The sequence below is a fragment of the Arthrobacter koreensis genome (assembly GCF_009193255.1).
Classification (GTDB): Bacteria; Actinomycetota; Actinomycetes; order Actinomycetales; family Micrococcaceae; genus Arthrobacter_B; species Arthrobacter_B koreensis.
Map to the genome: position 1 here is coordinate 22,530 of NZ_WACG01000007.1, position 19,059 is coordinate 41,588.

The following is a 19,059-nucleotide window of genomic DNA, read 5'->3' on the forward strand; positions in this document are numbered from 1 at the left end:
AATCCGCACCACCTAGGGGAACACCACCATGTCCATGACCGAAGAGCAGGCCGCCTGGTTCGCCGAAACCTTCGCCAAACTGGTCACCAACGTTGGCCAGGCAGTGCTGGGCAAGCCGCAGGCCGTGCGGCTGATCCTCACCTCCATGCTGGCCGAAGGACACGTGCTGCTCGAAGACGCCCCCGGCACAGGCAAGACCATGCTCGCCCGCGCGCTGGCTGCCACCGTGCAGGGAACCACGTCCCGCATCCAGTTCACTCCGGACCTGCTGCCGTCCGACGTCACCGGCATCACGATCTACGACCAGAAGACCCAGGCCTTCGAGTTCCACCGCGGTCCGACCTTCGCGAACGTGGTCCTGGCGGACGAAATCAACCGTGCCTCGCCCAAGACCCAGTCGGCACTGCTGGAGGTCATGGAAGAGTCGCGCGTCACCGTGGACGGCACCACCTACACGCAGGAGCGCCCCTTCATGGTGATCGCGACGCAGAACCCGATCGAGCAGGCAGGCACCTACCGCCTGCCGGAGGCGCAGCTGGACCGGTTCCTGATCAAGACGTCCATGGGATATCCGGATCATGCGGCCACGGTAGAGCTGCTGGCCGGGTCCGCCACACGCGACCGGTCTGCCGCGTTGACCGCCGTCATCACCTCCGCCGCAGTACGGGACATGGCTGACCTTGCCGCGTCCGTGCATACCGATACCTCCGTGCTTGAATACATCGCCCATCTGGCGGCGGCCACCCGCGAGGCTCCCGAAACCCGCCTCGGTGTCAGCGTCCGCGGCGCCCTGGCAATGGTCCGGGCCGCGAAGGTATGGGCCGCGGCCGAAGGCCGGAACTACGTACTGCCCGACGACGTGCTGACGCTCGCACCCAGCGTCTTTACCCACCGCCTGGTCATGGATCCCGAAGCCGAGTTCGCCGGCGCCACGGCCTCCGCCGTGCTGGACCAGGTCCTTGCATCCACTGCCGCGCCGCAGCAGCGCGTCAACGCCTAGGACCACCCGAGTGCCCAGTTTCCCCCGGATTCCCGCATCCGTCCTCCGCGCGCCGAAGGCTGTCTTCGCCAGCGTCACGGCACTGGGGTGGACCGTTGCCGCCCTCGCCGCGGCGTGCTGGCTGGCCGGCGGACTGCTGGGCTGGCGCGAGGCGCTGATCGCTGCCTTGGCGCTGTCGCTGGTGCTCGCCGCAGGGCTCGCCTTCGTCCTGGGGCGGCAGGCCTATTCGGTGCGCCTGGACCTCACCCGCACCCGGGTAGCCGTGGGGGATGACGCCGTCGGCTCCCTGACCGTTGGCAACCCCGGGGCGCGTCTGCTGCTGCCTGCACTGCTGGAACTGCCCGTGGGGGCAGCGACCGCCGTCTTCGAACTGCCGCGCATGGCACCGGGAGCCGAACACGAGGAACTGTTCCGGATCCCCACGCAGAAGCGGGCAGTGATTGTGGTGGGGCCGGTGGAATCGGTTCGCCGGGACCCGTTTGGCCTGCTGGGCCGCCGGCTGCGCTGGACGGACCCGGTGGACCTGTTTGTCCATCCGCGGACCGTGAACCTGCAGGGCTCGGCCACGGGATTCATCAAGGACCTGGAGGGACTGCCAACGCGGATCCTCAGCACCGCCGACGTGTCCTTCCACGCGCTGCGGGAATACGTACCGGGAGACGACCGCCGGCACATCCACTGGAAGACCACGGCACGGACCGGCACGCTGATGGTCCGCCAGTTCGAGGAGACCCGGCGTTCCCACCTGGCGGTAGCGCTCTCCGGACGCCGCGCGGACTACGGCAGCGAGGACGAATTCGAGCTGGCGGTGTCAGTGGCGGGATCCCTGGGCCTGCAGGCACTGCGCGAGCAGCGTGACCTGAGCGTGCTCACCCAGGACGGGTTGATGCGCAGCGGCAGCGGAACGATCCTCCTGGACGGCCTGACCCGTCTTGAAAGCACGGACCGCCGGGAGGGAACCCGGGAACTGGCCGGCCTCACTGCCGACGCCGTGCCCAACGCCTCAGTGGTCATCCTGGTGACCGGTTCAGTTCCGGGCGCCGCAGAACTGCGGTCCGCGTCGACTGCAATTCCTCCGGGTATCCGTACCCTTGTGGTCCGGTGTGCCGAGGGCGGAGCGCCGGGTCGCCGGGACATCGCCGACCTCACGGTGCTGGCGTGCGGCAACCTGGATGATCTTCCAGCGCTGATTCGGAAGGGCACGGCGTGAGCACCGAGACACCCCTGCGGCCCCGCGAACGCAACCGGCCGCGCCCCGTCAGGCCGGCCGGCACGGAACTGCTCACCCCCGAGGTGACGCGGCGGAGCCTCGAGGCGTCTGCACTGGCGCTGCTGCTGACCGCCGGCGTGCTGGGCTTCGGCCCGAGCTTCGGCGGGGACGCACGCTACCTGGTTGCCGGACTGGGCGGAGTAGTGCTCGGGCTTGGCCTGGCTGCAGCTGCTGTTGCCCGCCGGTGGGGCGGTTGGGCGATTGCCGGAGCTGCCGGTGGAACCTACCTCGTCTTTGGGTCCGCCCTGGCGGCACCGGTCGAAGCAGCCGCGGGAGTGCTGCCAACCCCCGGATCGCTGCGGGTGCTGGTGCTCGGCCTGGTCTTCGCCTGGAAGGACCTGCTGACCGTCGCCCCGCCGGTAGGGACGGCAGGCGGCATGCTGGTGGTCCCGTTCCTGCTCAGCCTCCTGGCCGCACTTGCCGCCGGGCTGCTCGCGTGGCGTGTCCGCGGCGCGTACTGGCCTGCCCTTCCCATCCTGGCCCTCTTCGCCGCCGGCATTGCCTTTGGCACCAAGGATGTTCCGCTGCCGGGCCTGCGGGCACTCCTGCTAGCTGCCGGGCTGCTGGTTTTCCTCTCCTACCGCCGCGCCCGCGCGCAGTCCGCTTCCGCAGCACCGCAGGCTGCCCTGGGCTCGGCGCCGGCACGTGCTGCCCGGCTGCGCCGCAGGGTATACGGGGCCGCAGTCCTAGCCGCAGTGGCCGCGCTGTCGCTGGCGGCGGCACCGCTGCTCGGGACGGACCTGGACCGTAAAGTCCTCCGCGACACGGTGGAACCGCCCGTAGACCTGTTCAATTTCCCGAGCCCCCTGACTGACTTCCGGCGTTATGTGAAGGACAACGCGGAAACCACGCTGTTCACCGTCCAGGGCCTGCCGGAAGGCCAGCGGGTCCGTCTCGCGGCGATGGATGCCTACGACGGCGTGGTGTACAACGTCAGCGGCCAGGCTGCAGGCGGTTTCGCCCGGGTAGGAGACGCAGGCACGCTTGGCGGCGGCTCCGCAGACGGCGAAGCGGCAACCCTGCAATTCGAAATCCGTGACTACAACGGTGCCTGGCTGCCCTCCGGCGGGGACGTCCGTGCACTCCGCCCCGGCGGTGACCGTGCACGGGACATCGCTGCCGGGCTGTATCACGATGCCGGGACCGGCACGATGCTCGCCACGGCCGGCGTCCAGTCCGGTGACAGCTACGAGACGGCGGTGGTGTTCCCGGAGGAATACGACGACGCCCAGCTGGCCCAATACGGTTTCGCCCAGACCGCGATGCCGCGTCTGCAGCAGGACCCGCCCATTATCGGGGCCAAGGCAGCGGAGTTCGCGGGAGAGGAAACCACCCCCATCCAGCGGGTCAGGCAGCTGCAGCAGATCCTCGCCACCGAGGGATACTTCAGCAACGGCAAGGACGGACAGACTCCCTCACTGCCGGGTCACGGTGCCGCCCGGATGGTCAGCCTGCTCGACGCCGAGCAGATGGTCGGGGACGACGAGCAGTACGCGGTGGCCATGGCGCTGATGGCGCGGAAGCTGGGCATTCCGGCGCGCGTAGTGATGGGTTTCTATCCTGACTGGGAGGAGCTCGAGGGCACGCCGGAGAAGGTTGAGATCACCGGCGATGACGTACATGCCTGGGTGGAAGTCGAGTTCGAACGGGTGGGCTGGGTGCCGTTCTTCCCCACCCCGGATGAGGACAATGAACCCGTCCCGCCGCAGCAGCAGCCCAAGTCCACGCCCAAGCCGCAGGTTCTCCAACCGCCGCCCCCGCCGCAGGAACCCGCTGAACTGCCGCCGGACACGGCAGCGGACCCGCAGGACGCCGATGAGAAGGACGAGGATCTCTGGAAGAGCGTTTCCGGGTTCCTGCGCATCCTGGGACTGGCATCCCTGCCCCTGGTTCTCCTGTTCGGCCCGCTGCTGCTGATCCTGGCGATCAAGCGCAGGCTGCGCATCAAGCGCCGCACTTCGGGAGGCACCGCCCAGCGGGTCGCCGGAGGCTGGCGGGAAGTGCTGGGTGCCGCAGCGGACCTGGGCGTTATGGTCAGCGGCCGGCGCACACGCCGGCAGGACGCCGCTGCCCTGGGCCGGGCCTTCCCGCTCGGGGCGGAAGCCACTGCCGCACTGGCGCGGCGTGCCGACGCCGGCGTCTTCGGCCCCGGCGATCCCACCGAGGAAGAGGTGGGCGCCTATTGGGAGGACGTGGAAAAGGTCCGTGTATCCCTGACCGGAACCGCAGGCTTCTGGCAGCGCCAGCGCGCCCGCTATTCGCTGCGTTCCCTCCGCCTTGAATCCAGGCTGGCGTCGCGGCCACGGCCTCATGGCGCGCGCCGCGGATGGTTCGCGGGACTGTTTGGGCGGCTGCGGGGAGGAGCGTCGAAGGTGACCCGCCGCAGCGGCGCTGCTCAAGATCCCCGGGGTCCGTTAGGGTAATGGAGAGAACAGGTAAGACAGATCACTACAGTGAGCAGCTTCCGGATAGGGCATGAATGAACTCCGACGAAAAGACATCTGAGCCCCTGGAACTAGAAGCAGTCTTTGGGTACGCCTCAGACCGCGGACTGCGGCGGGAGCTGAACGAAGACTCGCTGATCGCGGCAGACCCGGTGTTTGCCGTGGCAGACGGCATGGGCGGACACGAAGCCGGCGAGATTGCCAGCAGCATCTGCGTCCGCACCCTGGGGGATTCGCGGCTGGTGGGCGAACACCTTCCCGAGGTCCCGGCTGCGGAGATCGAGGAACTGCTGGCCAAGGCAGACCGCCAGATCCGTGAAGCCACCGGAGGCCGTGCCGGAACCACCCTCACCGGTGCAGTGCTGGTCCAGGAAGAATCCCGTCCGTACTGGCTTGTCTTCAACGTCGGTGACTCCCGTACCTACCGGCTGTCCAACGGCGCGCTGGAACAGATCACCGTGGACCACAGTGAAGTGCAGGAACTGGTTGACCTTGGCCAGATCACCCCGGACGAGGCGCTGGTTCATCCACGCCGGCACGTCGTCACCCGTGCCCTGGGCACGGGCAATGACACCAACGCCGATTTCTGGCTAATTCCCGTTGAGCCGGGGGACCGGCTGATGGTCTGCTCCGACGGTCTCACCGGTGAAGTCAGTGACGGGCATATCTTCCAGGTCCTTTCCTCCGTCAGCAACCCCCAGGACGCCTGCGCGGCGCTGGTGCAGGCAGCCCTGCGCGCCGGCGGCCGGGACAACATCACCGTGCTGGTCATCGATGCGCACTCCGGAACATCAAACCCCGATTCAGGCGCGATCACGCTCCCCGGACTCGCAGCACCGAACCCGGCGGACAGCACACCGGCATCCCCCGCGGCGGAGCCGGCAGAAAACGGACAGTGATTAGCTGATGGACGGACTGCGGTATCGGCAGCACCCCGGCGCGGCCTGGCTGGTGCTGGTGCGCGGCACCCGTGTGGTGCTGCTGCCGGCGGAGACCAGCCAGGAGCGGCTGGATGGAGTTTGGGCGTCGCTGCAGGGCAGCGCGCCGCTGGAGGACGTCTTCGACGCCGTCACGGGCGGGCTCGCCGGCTCGCTGAGCAGGCTGCCCTCTTTCGGGCTGGTCTCGGTGGACAGCCAGGTGACTGTCCTGCTGCGTGGCCCGCTGGAACTGGACGTTGACGGGGTTGCGGCTGCCTCCGGCAGTAACCTGCGTACCTGGAGCGAGCAGGTCTTCCCCGCTTCCGGCAGGCTGGTGCTGCGCCCGGCCGGCAGCCGGGAGCAGCATCCGTCGTCACCGCTTCTGCTGCTGCGCGAGGGCATGGCGCCCGTGCAGGGCATCGAAATCGACCTGGCGGCTTCGCCGGCCCCCGCATCCTCCGGGCCGGCCGCTGCGGTCCCCGCAGATGCGGCTTCCATCGATATTCCGCCCGTCCCGGCGGACCCGCCGCCCGCTTCCTCCGAGACGGCGCCTGCCTCCACTGAACCGGCCGGTGCGGGACCGGCCGAACGTGAACCGTCCGTACCGGATACGGCCCCACCGGCCACGCCCGATACAGCCGTGCCGGCCCCGGCCCCGGCCGCACCCGAACCGGTTGAGCCGGCACCTGCAGCAGGGCCTGACCTCAGCGCCGCTGTTCCCTGGCTGAACCTCACGCCGCCCCCGCTGTCCCCGGACGACTCCGCGCTCACCCGGGAAGCCGAATCCGCTCCGGATGGCGGCGAACCCACCGAGACCCTCCCGCCCATGGACCATGACGGCAACACGGTCATGGGGTTCAGGCCCCAGCCCGGCACGGCGGTACCCGGTACCCCGCTGCCCGCCACGCCTGCCCCGGACGCCGGAACGGGTGAAGCCGCGGATTCGCCGTCGGGAGACGAGGACGACGGCGAGACGATCCGTTCTGCCCCGGCTGGGCCGCGCCCAGCCACCCCGTCAGCGGGGACTGCGCCCGGCACGGACACCGGGCCCACTGTGCTGGCCCGTACCTGCAGCCGGGGCCACGTGAATCCTCCAACCGCTGCCGCCTGCCGTTTCTGCGGAGCGGAAATGTCCGGGGATCCGCAGCCCGTTCCCCGGCCCAGCCTGGGGCTCATGCGTCTCTCCACCGGTGCCGTGTATGAGTTGGACCGGAACATCATCATCGGACGCCAGCCGTCGGCGTCGCGCGTAGCCGGAGCACAGCTGCCAAGGATGGTCCAGGTGCCCAGCGACAGCGGAGACATTTCCCGCTCCCACGCCGAGGTCCGGCTGGAAGGCTGGCACGTGATGCTCCGGGACCTGTTCTCGACCAACGGGACGGTACTCATCCGGGACGGTGCGCTGCCGCGGCGCCTGGCACAGGGCGAGACGGCGATCCTGCTGGACGGAGACGTCGCCGAACTGGGTGACGGGGTCACGCTCCGCTTCGAAGGGCTCGCATGAAGAAGCGGCCGCCCGCGCCGCCGCCCGCCATCCCCGGTTTCCGTTTCCTGGAGCACCTGGGATCGGGTGGCTTCGCCGACGTCTATCTGTACGAACAGGACCGCCCGCGCCGCCGAGTGGCCGTCAAGGTCCTGCTGTCCGATCTGCGGAGCGACTCGGCACGGGCCGGGTTCGAGGCTGAAGCGAACCTCATGGCGCAGCTTTCCTCCCATCCGTACATCGTCACGATCTACGAGGCGGACACGACCGCCGAAGGCCGTTCCTACCTGGCCATGGAATACTGTTCCCGGCCAAGCCTCGATGCCAGGTACCGGCAGGGCGGGCTCCCGCTGGCCGAAGTCCTGGCCGTCGGTGTGCAGGTGGCATCGGCCGTGGAGACCGCGCACCGGGCAGGAATCGCCCACCGTGACATCAAGCCGGCGAACATCCTCACCACGGACTACAACCGGCCCGCGCTGACGGACTTCGGAATATCCGGGACGATGGACGGCGACGAGGACGATGATGTGGGGATGTCCATTCCCTGGTCGCCTCCGGAAGCCCTGTCCGGCGCCCGCGTGGACGGCATTCGGGCGGACGTGTATTCCCTGGGGGCCACGCTGTACACGTTGCTTGCCGGCAGGTCACCATACCTCCGCCCCGGGCGGAGCAACGCACCGCGGGATTTGGTGGACCGGATCATTTCCGAGCAGCTGACCCCCACAGGGCGCAGCGACGTGCCAGAATCCCTGGAACTGGCGCTCGCCACAGCCATGGCGAAGAGCCCCGAATCCCGGTACTCATCCGCCTATGCCTTCGCCCTGGCGCTGCAGCGGATCCAGGCGGAACTGAACCTGTCCGTCACGGAGTTCGCGGTGCTGGACGAAGCCGGCCGCCAGGAACCTGCACAGGACGACGGCGAACGCACCCGGGTGCGCAGGGTCGTCTCGATCGATCCGGCGGCAACCACCTTTCCTCCGACACTGCGGGGCGGCACGGGCCTGGCTCCGGAAACGTACGAAGACACCGCCGACGGAACCGTCCTCCGTGCCCCGGCCGTACTTTCTGCCGGCGCCCAGCCGGATAACGCCGGCGTGGACGCTGCCGGAACGCAGGCGGCAGCCCCGTCCGGGGCGGGGGTGCCCGGGGGAACCCAGATGCACCCGGATACGAACGGCACACCGTCCCGCGCAGCAGCCGGCCGGCAAGTCCCGCCGGATCCTGATCCGGGCATGCCGGTTGCCGGAAAACGAGCTCCGCGGGGACGCCTCATCGCCGGACTTGCCGGAGCGGCGCTGGTGGCTGCCGTAGCGGCTGCGGTGGTCCTGGCTCCGGACCCGGACCAACGCCCGGATGCTGCGCAGCCGTCCCAGCCGCCGTCGAACGCACTGGGCGGGCTGGAAGGTTCGGTGGCGCCGCCGTCGGACCTCACCGGTGTAAGGGAGGCGGATAACGCGGTGTTCCGCTGGGATAATCCGGCCCCCCAGGAAGGGGACATCTACCTTTGGCGGAGCGTCACCGCCACGAGCAAGGGTGAGCTGGTCCGCACGTCGGAAGCTGAGGCCGTGATACCGGCGACGGGGGCGCAAACCTGCATTGAGGTCCAGGTGGCCCGGGCCAACGGACGGGCCTCGGAGCCCGCGGCGGTGTGCACCGGCTAGCACACGCGCCGCGCGCCGGGAGCACCGGCACGGGGATGGGCCGCGGATAGGACATAATAAGCCGTTGGGGAGCGCCAACACCGTGCTGCCCAGGCAAGGCTTCCGCTGCAGGAAATGCGCCGGGGCCGCTACGAAGGAGAGGGATCTTGGGGGATCTGGCGATCGATTTTAGCGGGGAGTGGCACGAGCCCGATGACGGGGCTGTGTTCCGGATCGGACGCGAGGGGGACCTCGCCATCGATGACAACCCGTACCTGCACCGGCAGTTCCTCACCATTTCCCAGGAACACGGAATCTGGTGGCTGACCAACATCGGAAGCCGGATCTCAGCGACGATCTCCGACTCAAAGGGCGGCATGCAGGCCTGGGTTTCGCCGGGTGCCCGGATACCGCTGGTGTTCGAGCAGACCCGGGTGATCTTCACTGCCGGTCCCACCACCTATGAGTTCGATGTCCACCTCAAGACACCGTCATTCCGGCCGGACCCGCTGGATGGATCCGGATCGGGGGAGACCACGATCGGCCCGGTAATGTTCACCGAGTCGCAGCGCGCCGTGATCGTGGCGCTTGCCGAACCAATGCTGCGCCGCGACGGCACCGGCTACAGCGCACTGCCAACATCGGCGGACGCAGCGGCACGGCTGGGGTGGTCCCAGACCCGGTTCAACCGCAAGCTGGACAATGTGTGCGACAAGCTGGACCGGGTGGGAGTCGCCGGGCTGCGCGGCGGGCCTGGAAAACTGGCGGTGAACCGCAGGGCACGCCTGGTGGAGCACGCCGTGACGTCGCAGCTGGTGACGTCGGCGGACCTCGTCCTGCTGGACCAGGTCTCCGCTGAGCCGGAGGCTTAGGACGGAAGCTGTTCCCACCCCGGGCACGCGGAAAGAAATAACGCTAGGAACGAAGAGGCAAAGGTGACCAACCCGAATCTTGTGAACGCGACGGCAGGCCAGAGGCTGGCAGCCCGCGCGGTGGACAGCGTGCCCCTGGTGGTTCTTGCGCTGGTCGCAGTGCTCGTTCCGGGCCAGCCCGCGCTCCTGGTGTGTGCCGCCGGCGCTGCCGGATACCTGGCCTGGATCTGGTGGTGGGAAGCGGCCAGCGGGCAGACTCCTGGCAACCGGGTCCTGGGACTGAGGACGGTGAATGAAGACGGCCTTGCTCCGGGCTTCGCCGCTGTGCTGGTCCGCAACCTGCTCCTGACCGTCTCGGCCGTAACCGTGGTGGGCCCCTGGATCATGACCGTCTCCAACCTGTGGGATCATCCCACCCGCCGCCAGGGCTGGCATGACAAGGCCGCCCGTACGCTCGTTGTCGATATCCGGGCCGGCCGCGACCCGCTCTTGACCGGTGGACGCTGGGCCGGGGCAGCCGCGTCGGCGCCGGTCCCTGCCGGCGCGTCGGCTACGGGGTGGGTGCCGGGGCCTTCGACGACGCCGGGGCCTTTGACGACGCCGGCCGTACCCGCTGCGCCGATCAGCAGCGTGCCCGGGGCCCGCAGCACGATTGAAACAGCCGCACCCGCAGCCGCACCCGCAGCGCAGACCGCTGTCAGCATCCCTGCCGCGGAAGATGACGAGGACGTTGAGCTCACCCGCATCGTCTCCCGCGGGCAGGGGACCGGATGCCGGTTGGTGTTCGACGACGGCGCCGCCGTCCGGGTCACCGGCACCGCCCTGCTGGGCCGGAACCCCGCGGCGGCCATCGGTGAGAAAGTGAACCAGCTGATCGACTTCGCCGACATGGGCCGTTCCGTGTCCAAGACCCACCTGCATCTGCAGTCGGACGGTTCAACCGGGCTTTGGATTACGGACCGGGGCTCCACCAACGGCAGCTCGATCGTGGCTCCGGACGGCCGGCACGAGGCCCTGGCGCCGCACAGTCCCGTTCTCGCGCCGTCGGGCAGCACGGTCTATTTTGGCGACCGCCACTTCACGGTCGGCTAACCCTGCACGCCACCCCGACCGACAAGTCCCGTTAGGGGCGCGGCTCGGGTGCCAGCTCCACGGCCAGCCGGGCGTAGGCCTCCAGCGGATGGAGTTCTCCCGGCACCTGTTCCAGTGAATACCGCACACCCAGGGACTGGGCCGGCGCCGTGCCAATGAGGTCCGCACGGGGGCCGGCGGAAGCCAGGGCGGACGCTGCCTGCCGTCCGGCAAGGGCCTCCGGACCGAAGAGGGCAGCGCCGGGAACTGCTGTGCCGGTAAACCGGGCCGGCCGCAGCAGATCGCGGTATCCGAGGCCGTAAGCCAGCACTGCAGTGCGTGCCCGGGCGGTGTGCATGGACCACAGGAACTCATCCAACCCGGCATCGTCCAGCGGAGCCCGGGCACCGGCCAGCAGCTCGACGCTCTCCATCACACCGGAGCGTGTCCGCTCCACGGTGACTACTGCGATTGAACCGCTGCGTTCCCCCGGGTCGGATACCGACCCCGGGGCGGTACCAAGGACCACCAGGCGGCTGGGCAGCGGGGCCCGGCCGTAGCAGTAGTCGGAGAAGGCCGCGGCGTCCCACGTTTCGCTCACCGGTTCATACAGTCCCCAGCCCACGGGCAAAGATCCCGTGACAGCGTCAAAGACGCGCTCAGTGAACGTTCCGGCCCGGGTGGAGAACGACGCCGGGTGCATCACGGACGCACGGACATGGAAGTAGGCGCCTGGGCTCCGTTCCGCGGCGAGGAAATCGTCCGCCACGGTACCGGCGGGCTGCAGGGTGCCGCCGTCCCAGGTCTGGGCCTGGCCGGTCACGGCGTCGAAGAACCCGCCATCGGAACCGGTGGCCATCCAGGACGCGCTGTCGCCGTTGAACAGGGCGGACAGCGGAAGCGTGAGGGAGGACGCAGAGGGAGTCAGCAGCACGAACCGGCGGCCGGACTCCACCGCTCCGGCGTGGGCCCGGGCAAGCCAGGGACTCAGGCCGGCCACCGGCTGGTCGCAGAAGACCATCGCAGTGGACGCGGTGAGGAAGTCATACGCAGAATCGTGCATCAGGAACGCACCCCGTCAGGCAGGAGGACCACGCCGCCGGTTAGCCGCGCCAATGTGTGGCTGAGCTCGTCAGCCAGCCTTCCGCCGTCGGGCACCCCTCCGGTGGCATGAACCTCGAGCCACCACAACGGTGCCGCGGACCCGGTGCCCTCGGCGGTGAAGAACTCCGGAACCGCGGACCCTGCCGGAGCGCTGACGTCCGCGCCGGAGAGCAGCCGCAGCACTTCCCCCGGCAGCCGTATGAGGCGGGGGAGCTCCAGGACCAGGGGGACGCTGTCTCCGTCGAGTATTTCCAGGACCTGCCCTGCCGCGGCTTCGCGCATGCTCTTCTCCGGCATGGTCTCGGCGAGGGCCTGGACCACGGTTCGGCGATCCGGTTCTCCGGTGCTGACCACCACCCACCGCGCACTCACTGGCCACCCACAGGGGCCACGGCGCCGGCCGGATCATTGAGGAACAGCTGGATCATTTGCACCGGACGCCCGGGCTGGATCAGCTGGGCACGGCCGGGGGGCAGCGTACGGGCCCGGACACCGTTGATCAGGCCTCCCTCGGTCCGGTCGCCGGAGAGGATCAGGGCCGCGCTGCCGGAGTCCCGCAGGGCAGTAAAGAAGGATTCATACATGCCGCGGCTGGCGCCCCGCACCCGGCGCGACAGCACTGCGTGCAGCCCAATCTCCGGGGCCAGGGGAAGGTACGGCGTGAGGCGCGCGAGCGGTGAGGAACCGCCGGCCGTCAGCACGTCATAGTCATCGATTACCAGGACCACACGGGGGGCCGCCGCGATCTCCTCGGGGGAGGCCCCCACACGTTTCTCCAGCTCGGACGCGACGGCAGCCGCCAGCTTCTCAGCCAGCGCCGCGCTGGTCGCGTAGCCGCCCAGGTAGTCCTCCTGCACCTCGCCGGCGAGAGCCCGGCGGGGATCGAAGACGGCAAAGACGATGTTCTCGGCAGTGTGCTGGGCAGCGAGGGTTCGGACCACACTCCGAAGCACGTTGGATTTGCCCGAGGCATCATCACCCATGACCACCAGGTGGTGCTCACGGCCCTGGAGATCCAGGTTCTCGGTCCCCAGATCGGTTTCCCGCAGTCCCAGCGGCACCAGGCCCGGCACGGACGGCACCGCCGCGGGATCCGCCGGTGCCACGGCAGGCAGCACACGGACCGCCATTGCCCGGCCGTCGGTGGACGCGGCAACGGCAGCCACCAGGTCCCGCGTTCCCTGGATTGCGGACCCGTCATCCGGGTTTCCGTCGATGCGCGGCAGGGCGATGTGGCCCTGCAGTTTGCGGTCCGTCAGTGCCCGGCCCGGAGTGCCGGGGCTTAGGGCTTCGGCCAGCTTGCGGCCGTGCGCGGACTCGCCGGGATCGGCCAGCCGCAGCTCGATCCGGTTGCCGAAGAAGCTCTGCTGCGCAATCCGGATTTCATTCATGCGCGAGCAGGTGACCACCACGTGGATGCCGTAGCCGCCGCCGCGGGAAATGAGGGCGTGGACGGACTTTTCAATGTCCTCGAACTCGTCTGACAGTTGTCCGTAACCGTCGACCAGCAGCACAATGTCCGCGCTGGAAAGTTCCGGGATCCGGCCCTGGGCATGCAGGGTCCGCAGCGTGCCGAGCGAATCGATCTGGTACTTCTCGAAGATCCGCTCGCGCTGGTTCAGCATGCCCAGTACCTCGTCCACGGTCCGGCGGACGACCTCCCGGTTGGTGCGCACGGCTACGCCGCCCACGTGGGGGAGTCCTTCCAGCGGGAGCAGGGAGCTGCCGAGCAGGTCCACCGCATAGATCCCTGCCTCGGACGGCGTGTGGGTCAGGGCGAGCGACGCCGCAATGGTGCGCAGGGCGGTGCTCTTGCCGGTGGAGGGCCCGCCTACTATGGCGGCGTTCCCGCCGTTGGCGGCCAGGTCCAGGTGCCAGATGCCCTGCCACTGCTTGGCCGGGTCATCCAGCAGACCAATCGGGATGGACAGGTTACCGCCGGCGTTCAGCCGCAGCCCCTGGCTGGTGGTGAGCACTCCGCCGGCAGCGGTGTCCAGCGCCAGGCCGCGGGGAAGCGGCGGCAGCCAGATGGGGTCCACTGCGCGGGGGAAACGGGCCAGGGTGTCCATGAGCGTGGACAGCACGGTAGGCCCGGTGGTGCGTTTGGCTGACGACGCCGAGGCAGGCGCGGGAGCGCCGCCGTCCCCGGGAGACTCCAGCGAAGCCGCGTAGGGGGGAACTTCGAGGACCGGCGGCTGTTCATCCGCTTCCTGTTCTGCGGGGGCAGCCGCGTCTTCCAGGGGGCCTGAGACATATCCGGCCTTGAAGCGGGTGTAGGTGGTGGTGTCCACCTTGAGGTAGCCGAAGCCCGGCACGGGCGGAAGGTGGAAGGCGTCCGGCGTGTCCAGGACAGTCCTGGACTCGGATTCGGAGAGGGTCCGCAGGCCGATCCGGTAGGAGAGGTACGTGTCCAGGCCACGCAGTTTGCCGCCCTCGATCCGCTGGCTGGAGAGCAGCAGGTGCACGCCGATGGACCGCCCGATGCGGCCAATGGAAAGGAAGAGTTCAATGAAGTCGGGGCGTGCGGTGAGCAGTTCACCGAATTCGTCGATGATGACCACCAGATGCGGAAGCGGCGGGAGGTCCTCGCCCTGGCCCTGGCGGTGTTTGCGGTGCAGCTGGTAGTCCGTGATGTTAGCCAGGTTGCCGGCGTCCTTGAGCACTTCCTGGCGGCGCTGGATTTCGCCGGACAGGCTGGCATAGACGCGTTCGATCAGGCTGACGTCATCGAAAAGGTTGGTGATGACGCCGGTGACCTGCGGGGCGTCCGCGAACGGTGCGAAGGTGGCTCCGCCCTTATAGTCCACAAGGACCATGGCCAGCAGCTCGGGCGGATGCGTGGCCAGCAGGCCCACCACCAGGGAGCGCAGCATTTCGGACTTGCCGGAACCGGTGGCGCCCACGCAGAGGCCGTGCGGGCCATGGCCAAACTGTGCTGACTCCTTGAGGTCAAGCAGCGCCGGACGGCCGCGATCGTCGGCCCCGAGCGGTACCCGGAGGAAGTCCACCTCGCTGCGCGGCTGCCAGAGCCTGCGGATATCTGCCTCATCCAGCCGCGGAGAAAGGCCGAGCATGTCCAGGAACCCTTCGGAGCTGCCGGTGCTTTCATGTTCCAGGGAATCGGGGGAGAGCCGCAGCGGAGCCAGGCTCCGTGCGAGTGACTCGGCCAGCTCCACGGGAAGGGAGTCCAGCGTGCCGCTGTCCAGGCGGGGCTGGACCGGATCCTCGCGGTAGTTCTCCAGCAGGAACCCCGAGTCGGTTTCGGAAATGCGAACAGCTACCTCGCCCGGCTCCTGCCCTCTGTCCGCGGCAAGGTAGAGGGTGGTGATGCCAAGCTGGCCCGGAGCGGCCTGCCGGTCCGGCAACGTCAGTTCGGACGGCAGCATGCCGTAACTGTCCGAAACCACCAGCAGGCGCGGAAGGGCTGAGCCGATTCCGCCGCGCAGGAAGTTCTTGCGGGCCTCGGCGGCCAGGTTGGAGCGGCGGGAAAGGTCGTCCTGGACCAGGTCGGCCAGCGAGTCCATGCTGGGCGCGATCCGGCGGACGGGACCGGTGCGGTGGGTTTTGTCCTGGTCCGCCAGGTGCGGAAGCCAGGAAGCCCATTCCCAGTCCGTGCGCGTCTGCTCAGGGGTGACCACTGCCAGGTGCAGGTCTTCGGGTGAGGAGAATGCCGCAGACTGGAGTACCAGCAGGCGCGAGACCCGGAGCACGAATTCCCGCGAGCCCACCACGCTCACCGTTCCGGCGCCGTCCAGCGGAACGGTTACCGGCAGGTCGGGACTCGCCTCATAGCGCCGCTTAAGGATTTGCAGTTCTGCAGTCATGAAGGTGTCGTCGCGGGCCAGCGCGGACCCCGAATCCATAACCGTGATCTCCCGGTTACTCCGGGTGCCGGTGCCAATCCTGGTGCGGAGGAAATCCTCGTTGTGCCGGCGGCGTTCCCAGACCCGGCGGTGATTGCGGATGATGTCGAACAGCGCCTCGGGCGGCGGATTGGCTGCGCGCGCGACGGCGGCCGCCTCCTGTTCCTGGACCCGCAGTGTAGTGCGGCAGCGCTCCAGGTACTCGAGGTAGTTTTCCCGCTGTTCCCGGCGCGCGCGTCCCTGTTTTCCGCGCTGGCTGACCATCATCACGATCGAGGCGAGGATGGTCACGATCATCATGAGCGCACCGACTGCCGCGAGCGGGGAGCCGCGGAAGAGCATCATCACGGTCATCGAAACGCCGGCGCCGAGCAGCGGCACCAGCGACATCATGTTCATGCCGCCTTTTCCGCCCTCGATCTGCGGCGGCGCGTCCAAAGTGAAAGCTTCCATGCTGCGGGCCGGCGGGGTAGTGCGGGCGGGGCGGTGCAGCAGTTTCACGCTCATACCCGGGCCCTCCTCCCGGAGTTGTTCTCCGCTTGCCTGGCTGCGGCGGGCTTTCCGGGCCGGCCGGGCGCGGAAGACGCAGCCGCGAGTACCCTGGCGGCCAGTTCGGCGGCCTGCAGCCGGGCGGCACGGGACAGGAGGCGGGGCTGGATCTCCACGCCGGCGGCCAGATGGGCGTCGTAGTCCAGCACTGCGGTGTCTATCCCGGAACGGGCGAGCCTGCGGGCCTCGGCTGCGGGCTTGAACGGACTGCGGGCGGAACGGGTGAGCAGCACCAGCAGCGGCACCTGTGCCAGTGACTGGTTGCTGCGCCAAAGCTCGGCGGCCTGCACTGCATCGTCGATTCCGGCCACGCTGGCCGGGGTGACGAAAAGCGCCAGATGGGATTCGGCCAGGGCCCAGTGAACGGCGTCGGATCCGAGACCCGCCGGGCAATCGAAGAGGGTGACAGGACAGTACCGGGAGAGCACCCGGGAGAAGTGCGTGGCGTCGTCGTGCGTGGCTTTCCGGGTTCCCGCCGCGGACCGCCGCCCGGTGAACAGCAGGTTCTCCGGACCGGGAGACGCCACAATGTTCCGCACTTCGGCGAGCGAACCGGGGATGGTGCGTGCCAGCCTGGACGACGCGGCGTCCAGGGAGGGTGCATCCGGCGCCGCGAGGCGCAGTGCGAGCGTTCCGGCTTCGGCCAGGTCAACTGCGGCAGCGGCGTCGGCGCGGAGGGAAGCATAAGTGCGTGCCAGCAGGGCCGCGGCCGTGCTCCGTCCGGCACCCCCGCGGAAACCCGTCACCGCGATCCGCCTGCCGGTTGTCACAGGACGCTGCACGCCCGCGGCGGCTTCCGCCAGGGACTGAGCGTAGTCGTCCCCGCGGAACATGTCCGCGGCCTGCTGCAGCACCCGGCGTGCTGGGCCTTCCGCCGGGCGGGTGCGCAGCGTGCGCCGGAGGCGCTGGGGCGTGGACTCGAAGCCGTCGCCCTGGGCTGCTGCAGGCGCCCCAAAACCGTTACCGGGAGTTATCTGTGTCATCTAGAAGCTCTCCAGCAGTTGCGCGAAGATACCGAACATTCCGGCCGCGAGCGGGACGGACGCGAGGATGGCGAGGGTTTCCAGCCGCTTTGCGGCCAGCCGGAACCTGGCCTGGGCATGGTCCGGAAGGTCCAGGGACAACGCGATCCAGACTGCGGCGGCGAGCACCAGCACCGTAACCCCGGTTACCCAGGGCTGGTCCGCGAACCAGCGGCTGCCGCCGGCCGCGAGTGCGGCCAGCCCGACGGCGGTGGCGGCGTAGAGTGCCAGCCGCTCCGGGGCCAGCGGGAAGGCCCGGGCACGCAGGAACACCGCCAGCGTCAGCACGGCGACCAGCGGCAGCGACCAGGACTGCTGGGCTGTATCCGTGCCAAGGATCCACAGAGCGAGGGCAGCGGAAGCGGCGGCGGCTGCGGTGCCTGCTACCAGTCCGCCGTGTGCCGAAGCGATGGCCTCGAGGGCGTCGGGGCGTCCCACGTGGCCGCCCTTGGCCCGGCGGTCATCCAGTGCCGCCAATCCGGAGGCGGCCAGAGCCAGGCCCGGAAGCAGGCCGAGCAGCAGTATGCTGGCGATTCCGGCGAGGGCCGCGGCCTGGACAGCGGTTCCCGTGAGAACCACCGAGGCGCTCCAGAATGCCGCGGTGAGAGCCGTTACCAGCGCGCCGCTGTACATGGCCCTGGGGTGGCGGTTCGCTGCGCCGAGGGCCAGGAGTGTTCCCGCGGTGGACCCGGCGAGAAGCAGGCCGGCGCGCGCGTAGTCGCCGTCGGTCCCGCCGAGCAGTCCCGCTGCGTGGAGGGAGGATCCCAGCCCGGCCAGCCAGCCGGCTCCGAGTGCGGCGGGTCCCGCCGGAGAGGAGGGGCTGCGTCGGCAGACCAGGATTCCTGCGCCAGCGGCCAGCACGGCGAGGGCGGCGAGCAGCCACCAGGCTGCCTCCGGTGCGGTCGCTGCGATGATTAGTTCGGCACCGGCCCAGAGACCGGCGGCTGCGAACACACCGGCGGTGGCGTTTTTCCAGGTCCTGGTCCATCGTCCGCGAACTGCCTCGGTTTCGACGACCACGAGGTCAGTGACGTCGTAGACGACCGGGGCTGGCGGGGCCTCGGACGCATTGCACAGCGCAAGTGCAGTGCCATCCAGCACCTCGGCCTGGGCAAGGGTATCTGTGGGGGTGAGTTCGGACCCGTCCGGGGTGACGAGGACCTTGGCGGCTACGTCCTCGGCAGGTTCGTCGCCCAGGAGATCCAGTACCTGCGGCAGAAGAGCCGCAACCGGCTGGTCCGAGGGCAGCAGCAGGTCCAGATGGCGCTGCCGGCCCACCAGCGTTACCCGTGTGTAGGCATGCGCCATGGCTGCCAGGCTCCCGTCTCGTGGCTCAGGTGTTCACTGCGTGTGTCTTGGGGGTCCAGACCGGCGCCGGCTGGTCCCGCTGCACTTCCGCCCTCGTGCCGTGGACCGGCTGCGGTGCTTTGCTGCTGCTGTTCCTGCTTGGCACGGTTCTGCTCGAGCAGGTTCGTGACGAACGAGTAGCCAACGCAGACGGCTGCAATAAGGGCGGCCACGGCAACGCTGAAGAGGAACAGCTTCACGGTGTCCGCCCAGCGGCGTTCGTTGGGGTTTCCCCCGTAGAGCAGGGCTGTAAGCAGCCGGTTTCGGCGGACGGCAACAGACTCAATGAGCTGGTTGTCGTAGTCGCTTGCCATGATGCATGTCCCCCCAATCACAAGTACGCTACATATCCTTACATGCCCCGGGCAGATTACCGGCGCGGCCGGGCGGTTATCCACATGGGTAGTTCTCCCCATTGCGGGTCGGAGGAAGTGCGGCTTGTATGAGGGGGTACCGCGCGGAAGCCAGGCCACCCTG

Annotated in this window: 14 protein-coding genes; 8 read left to right on the forward strand and 6 right to left on the reverse strand. The window is 69.0% G+C overall.

The window, feature by feature from the left end; translation table 11 throughout:
* Positions 1–28: 28 nt before the first annotated feature.
* The 8 genes from GD628_RS14130 to GD628_RS14165 all read left to right on the forward strand — a co-directional run bounded on the left by GD628_RS14130 (position 29) and on the right by GD628_RS14165 (position 10,718).
* The gene (locus GD628_RS14130; protein ID WP_152275178.1) at positions 29–1,000 is read left to right on the forward strand and encodes an AAA family ATPase; all 972 of its coding nucleotides are present in this window, start codon (positions 29–31) and stop codon (positions 998–1,000) included.
* A gap of 10 nt (positions 1,001–1,010) precedes the next feature.
* Positions 1,011–2,210 carry a DUF58 domain-containing protein gene (locus GD628_RS14135; RefSeq protein WP_226802566.1) on the forward strand — a complete coding sequence of 400 codons (1,200 nt, stop codon included), beginning with the start codon at positions 1,011–1,013 and terminating at the stop codon, positions 2,208–2,210.
* Positions 2,207–4,693, forward strand: a complete 2,487-nt coding sequence (locus GD628_RS14140; RefSeq protein WP_152275180.1) for a transglutaminase-like domain-containing protein — start codon at positions 2,207–2,209, stop codon at positions 4,691–4,693. The genes GD628_RS14135 and GD628_RS14140 overlap by 4 nt, the downstream gene beginning before the upstream one ends.
* Positions 4,694–4,749: 56 nt before the next feature.
* Positions 4,750–5,613, forward strand: coding sequence for a PP2C family protein-serine/threonine phosphatase (locus GD628_RS14145; protein ID WP_152275181.1), 864 nt, complete (start codon positions 4,750–4,752; stop codon positions 5,611–5,613).
* Between the two features lie 7 nt (positions 5,614–5,620).
* A complete protein-coding gene (locus GD628_RS14150) occupies positions 5,621–7,135 on the forward strand; it encodes an FHA domain-containing protein (protein ID WP_152275182.1) in 1,515 nt (504 codons plus the stop codon).
* Positions 7,132–8,775 carry a serine/threonine-protein kinase gene (locus GD628_RS14155; RefSeq protein WP_152275183.1) on the forward strand — a complete coding sequence of 548 codons (1,644 nt, stop codon included), beginning with the start codon at positions 7,132–7,134 and terminating at the stop codon, positions 8,773–8,775. The genes GD628_RS14150 and GD628_RS14155 overlap by 4 nt, the downstream gene beginning before the upstream one ends.
* Positions 8,776–8,921: 146 nt before the next feature.
* Entirely contained in the window at positions 8,922–9,626 is a 705-nt protein-coding gene (locus GD628_RS14160; protein WP_091606458.1) for an FHA domain-containing protein, read from the forward strand.
* Between the two features lie 63 nt (positions 9,627–9,689).
* Positions 9,690–10,718 carry an RDD family protein gene (locus GD628_RS14165; protein WP_091606455.1) on the forward strand — a complete coding sequence of 343 codons (1,029 nt, stop codon included), beginning with the start codon at positions 9,690–9,692 and terminating at the stop codon, positions 10,716–10,718.
* A 31-nt stretch (positions 10,719–10,749) separates the two neighbouring features.
* On the opposite strand, the gene GD628_RS14170 is transcribed toward GD628_RS14165, so the two are convergent.
* Genes GD628_RS14170 through GD628_RS14195 form a run of 6 tightly spaced genes read right to left on the reverse strand, consistent with a single transcriptional unit; the run spans position 10,750 to position 18,896 of the window.
* The gene (locus tag GD628_RS14170; RefSeq protein WP_152275184.1) at positions 10,750–11,760 is read right to left on the reverse strand and encodes a DUF6177 family protein; all 1,011 of its coding nucleotides are present in this window, start codon (positions 11,758–11,760) and stop codon (positions 10,750–10,752) included.
* Positions 11,760–12,173 carry a hypothetical protein gene (locus GD628_RS14175; RefSeq protein WP_091606448.1) on the reverse strand — a complete coding sequence of 138 codons (414 nt, stop codon included), beginning with the start codon at positions 12,171–12,173 and terminating at the stop codon, positions 11,760–11,762. The genes GD628_RS14170 and GD628_RS14175 overlap by 1 nt, the downstream gene beginning before the upstream one ends.
* Positions 12,170–16,171, reverse strand: coding sequence for a type VII secretion protein EccCa (eccCa, locus tag GD628_RS14180; protein ID WP_152275185.1), 4,002 nt, complete (start codon positions 16,169–16,171; stop codon positions 12,170–12,172). The genes GD628_RS14175 and eccCa overlap by 4 nt, the downstream gene beginning before the upstream one ends.
* Positions 16,168–17,196 carry a MinD/ParA family ATP-binding protein gene (locus tag GD628_RS14185; RefSeq protein ID WP_152275186.1) on the reverse strand — a complete coding sequence of 343 codons (1,029 nt, stop codon included), beginning with the start codon at positions 17,194–17,196 and terminating at the stop codon, positions 16,168–16,170. Before GD628_RS14185 ends, eccCa begins: the two co-directional genes overlap by 4 nt.
* A complete protein-coding gene (gene eccD, locus GD628_RS14190; protein ID WP_152275187.1) occupies positions 17,197–18,543 on the reverse strand; it encodes a type VII secretion integral membrane protein EccD in 1,347 nt (448 codons plus the stop codon). It abuts the gene before it with no gap.
* Positions 18,519–18,896 carry a hypothetical protein gene (locus tag GD628_RS14195; RefSeq protein ID WP_193313286.1) on the reverse strand — a complete coding sequence of 126 codons (378 nt, stop codon included), beginning with the start codon at positions 18,894–18,896 and terminating at the stop codon, positions 18,519–18,521. The genes eccD and GD628_RS14195 overlap by 25 nt, the downstream gene beginning before the upstream one ends.
* Positions 18,897–19,059 lie beyond the last annotated feature (163 nt).

What these genes read in the sequence shown, in the direction of transcription:
- GD628_RS14130 (WP_152275178.1), top strand. Translation starts at nt 29, where the DNA reads ATGTCCATGACCGAAGAGCAGGCCGCCTGGTTCGCCGAAACCTTCGCC.
- GD628_RS14145 (WP_152275181.1), top strand. Translation starts at nt 4,750, where the DNA reads ATGAACTCCGACGAAAAGACATCTGAGCCCCTGGAACTAGAAGCAGTC.
- GD628_RS14150 (WP_152275182.1), top strand. Translation starts at nt 5,621, where the DNA reads ATGGACGGACTGCGGTATCGGCAGCACCCCGGCGCGGCCTGGCTGGTG.
- GD628_RS14155 (WP_152275183.1), top strand. Translation starts at nt 7,132, where the DNA reads ATGAAGAAGCGGCCGCCCGCGCCGCCGCCCGCCATCCCCGGTTTCCGT.
- GD628_RS14170 (WP_152275184.1), bottom strand. Translation starts at nt 11,760, where the DNA reads ATGCACGATTCTGCGTATGACTTCCTCACCGCGTCCACTGCGATGGTC.
- eccCa (WP_152275185.1), bottom strand. Translation starts at nt 16,171, where the DNA reads ATGAGCGTGAAACTGCTGCACCGCCCCGCCCGCACTACCCCGCCGGCC.
- GD628_RS14185 (WP_152275186.1), bottom strand. Translation starts at nt 17,196, where the DNA reads ATGACACAGATAACTCCCGGTAACGGTTTTGGGGCGCCTGCAGCAGCC.
- eccD (WP_152275187.1), bottom strand. Translation starts at nt 18,543, where the DNA reads ATGGCGCATGCCTACACACGGGTAACGCTGGTGGGCCGGCAGCGCCAT.
- GD628_RS14195 (WP_193313286.1), bottom strand. Translation starts at nt 18,896, where the DNA reads ATGGCAAGCGACTACGACAACCAGCTCATTGAGTCTGTTGCCGTCCGC.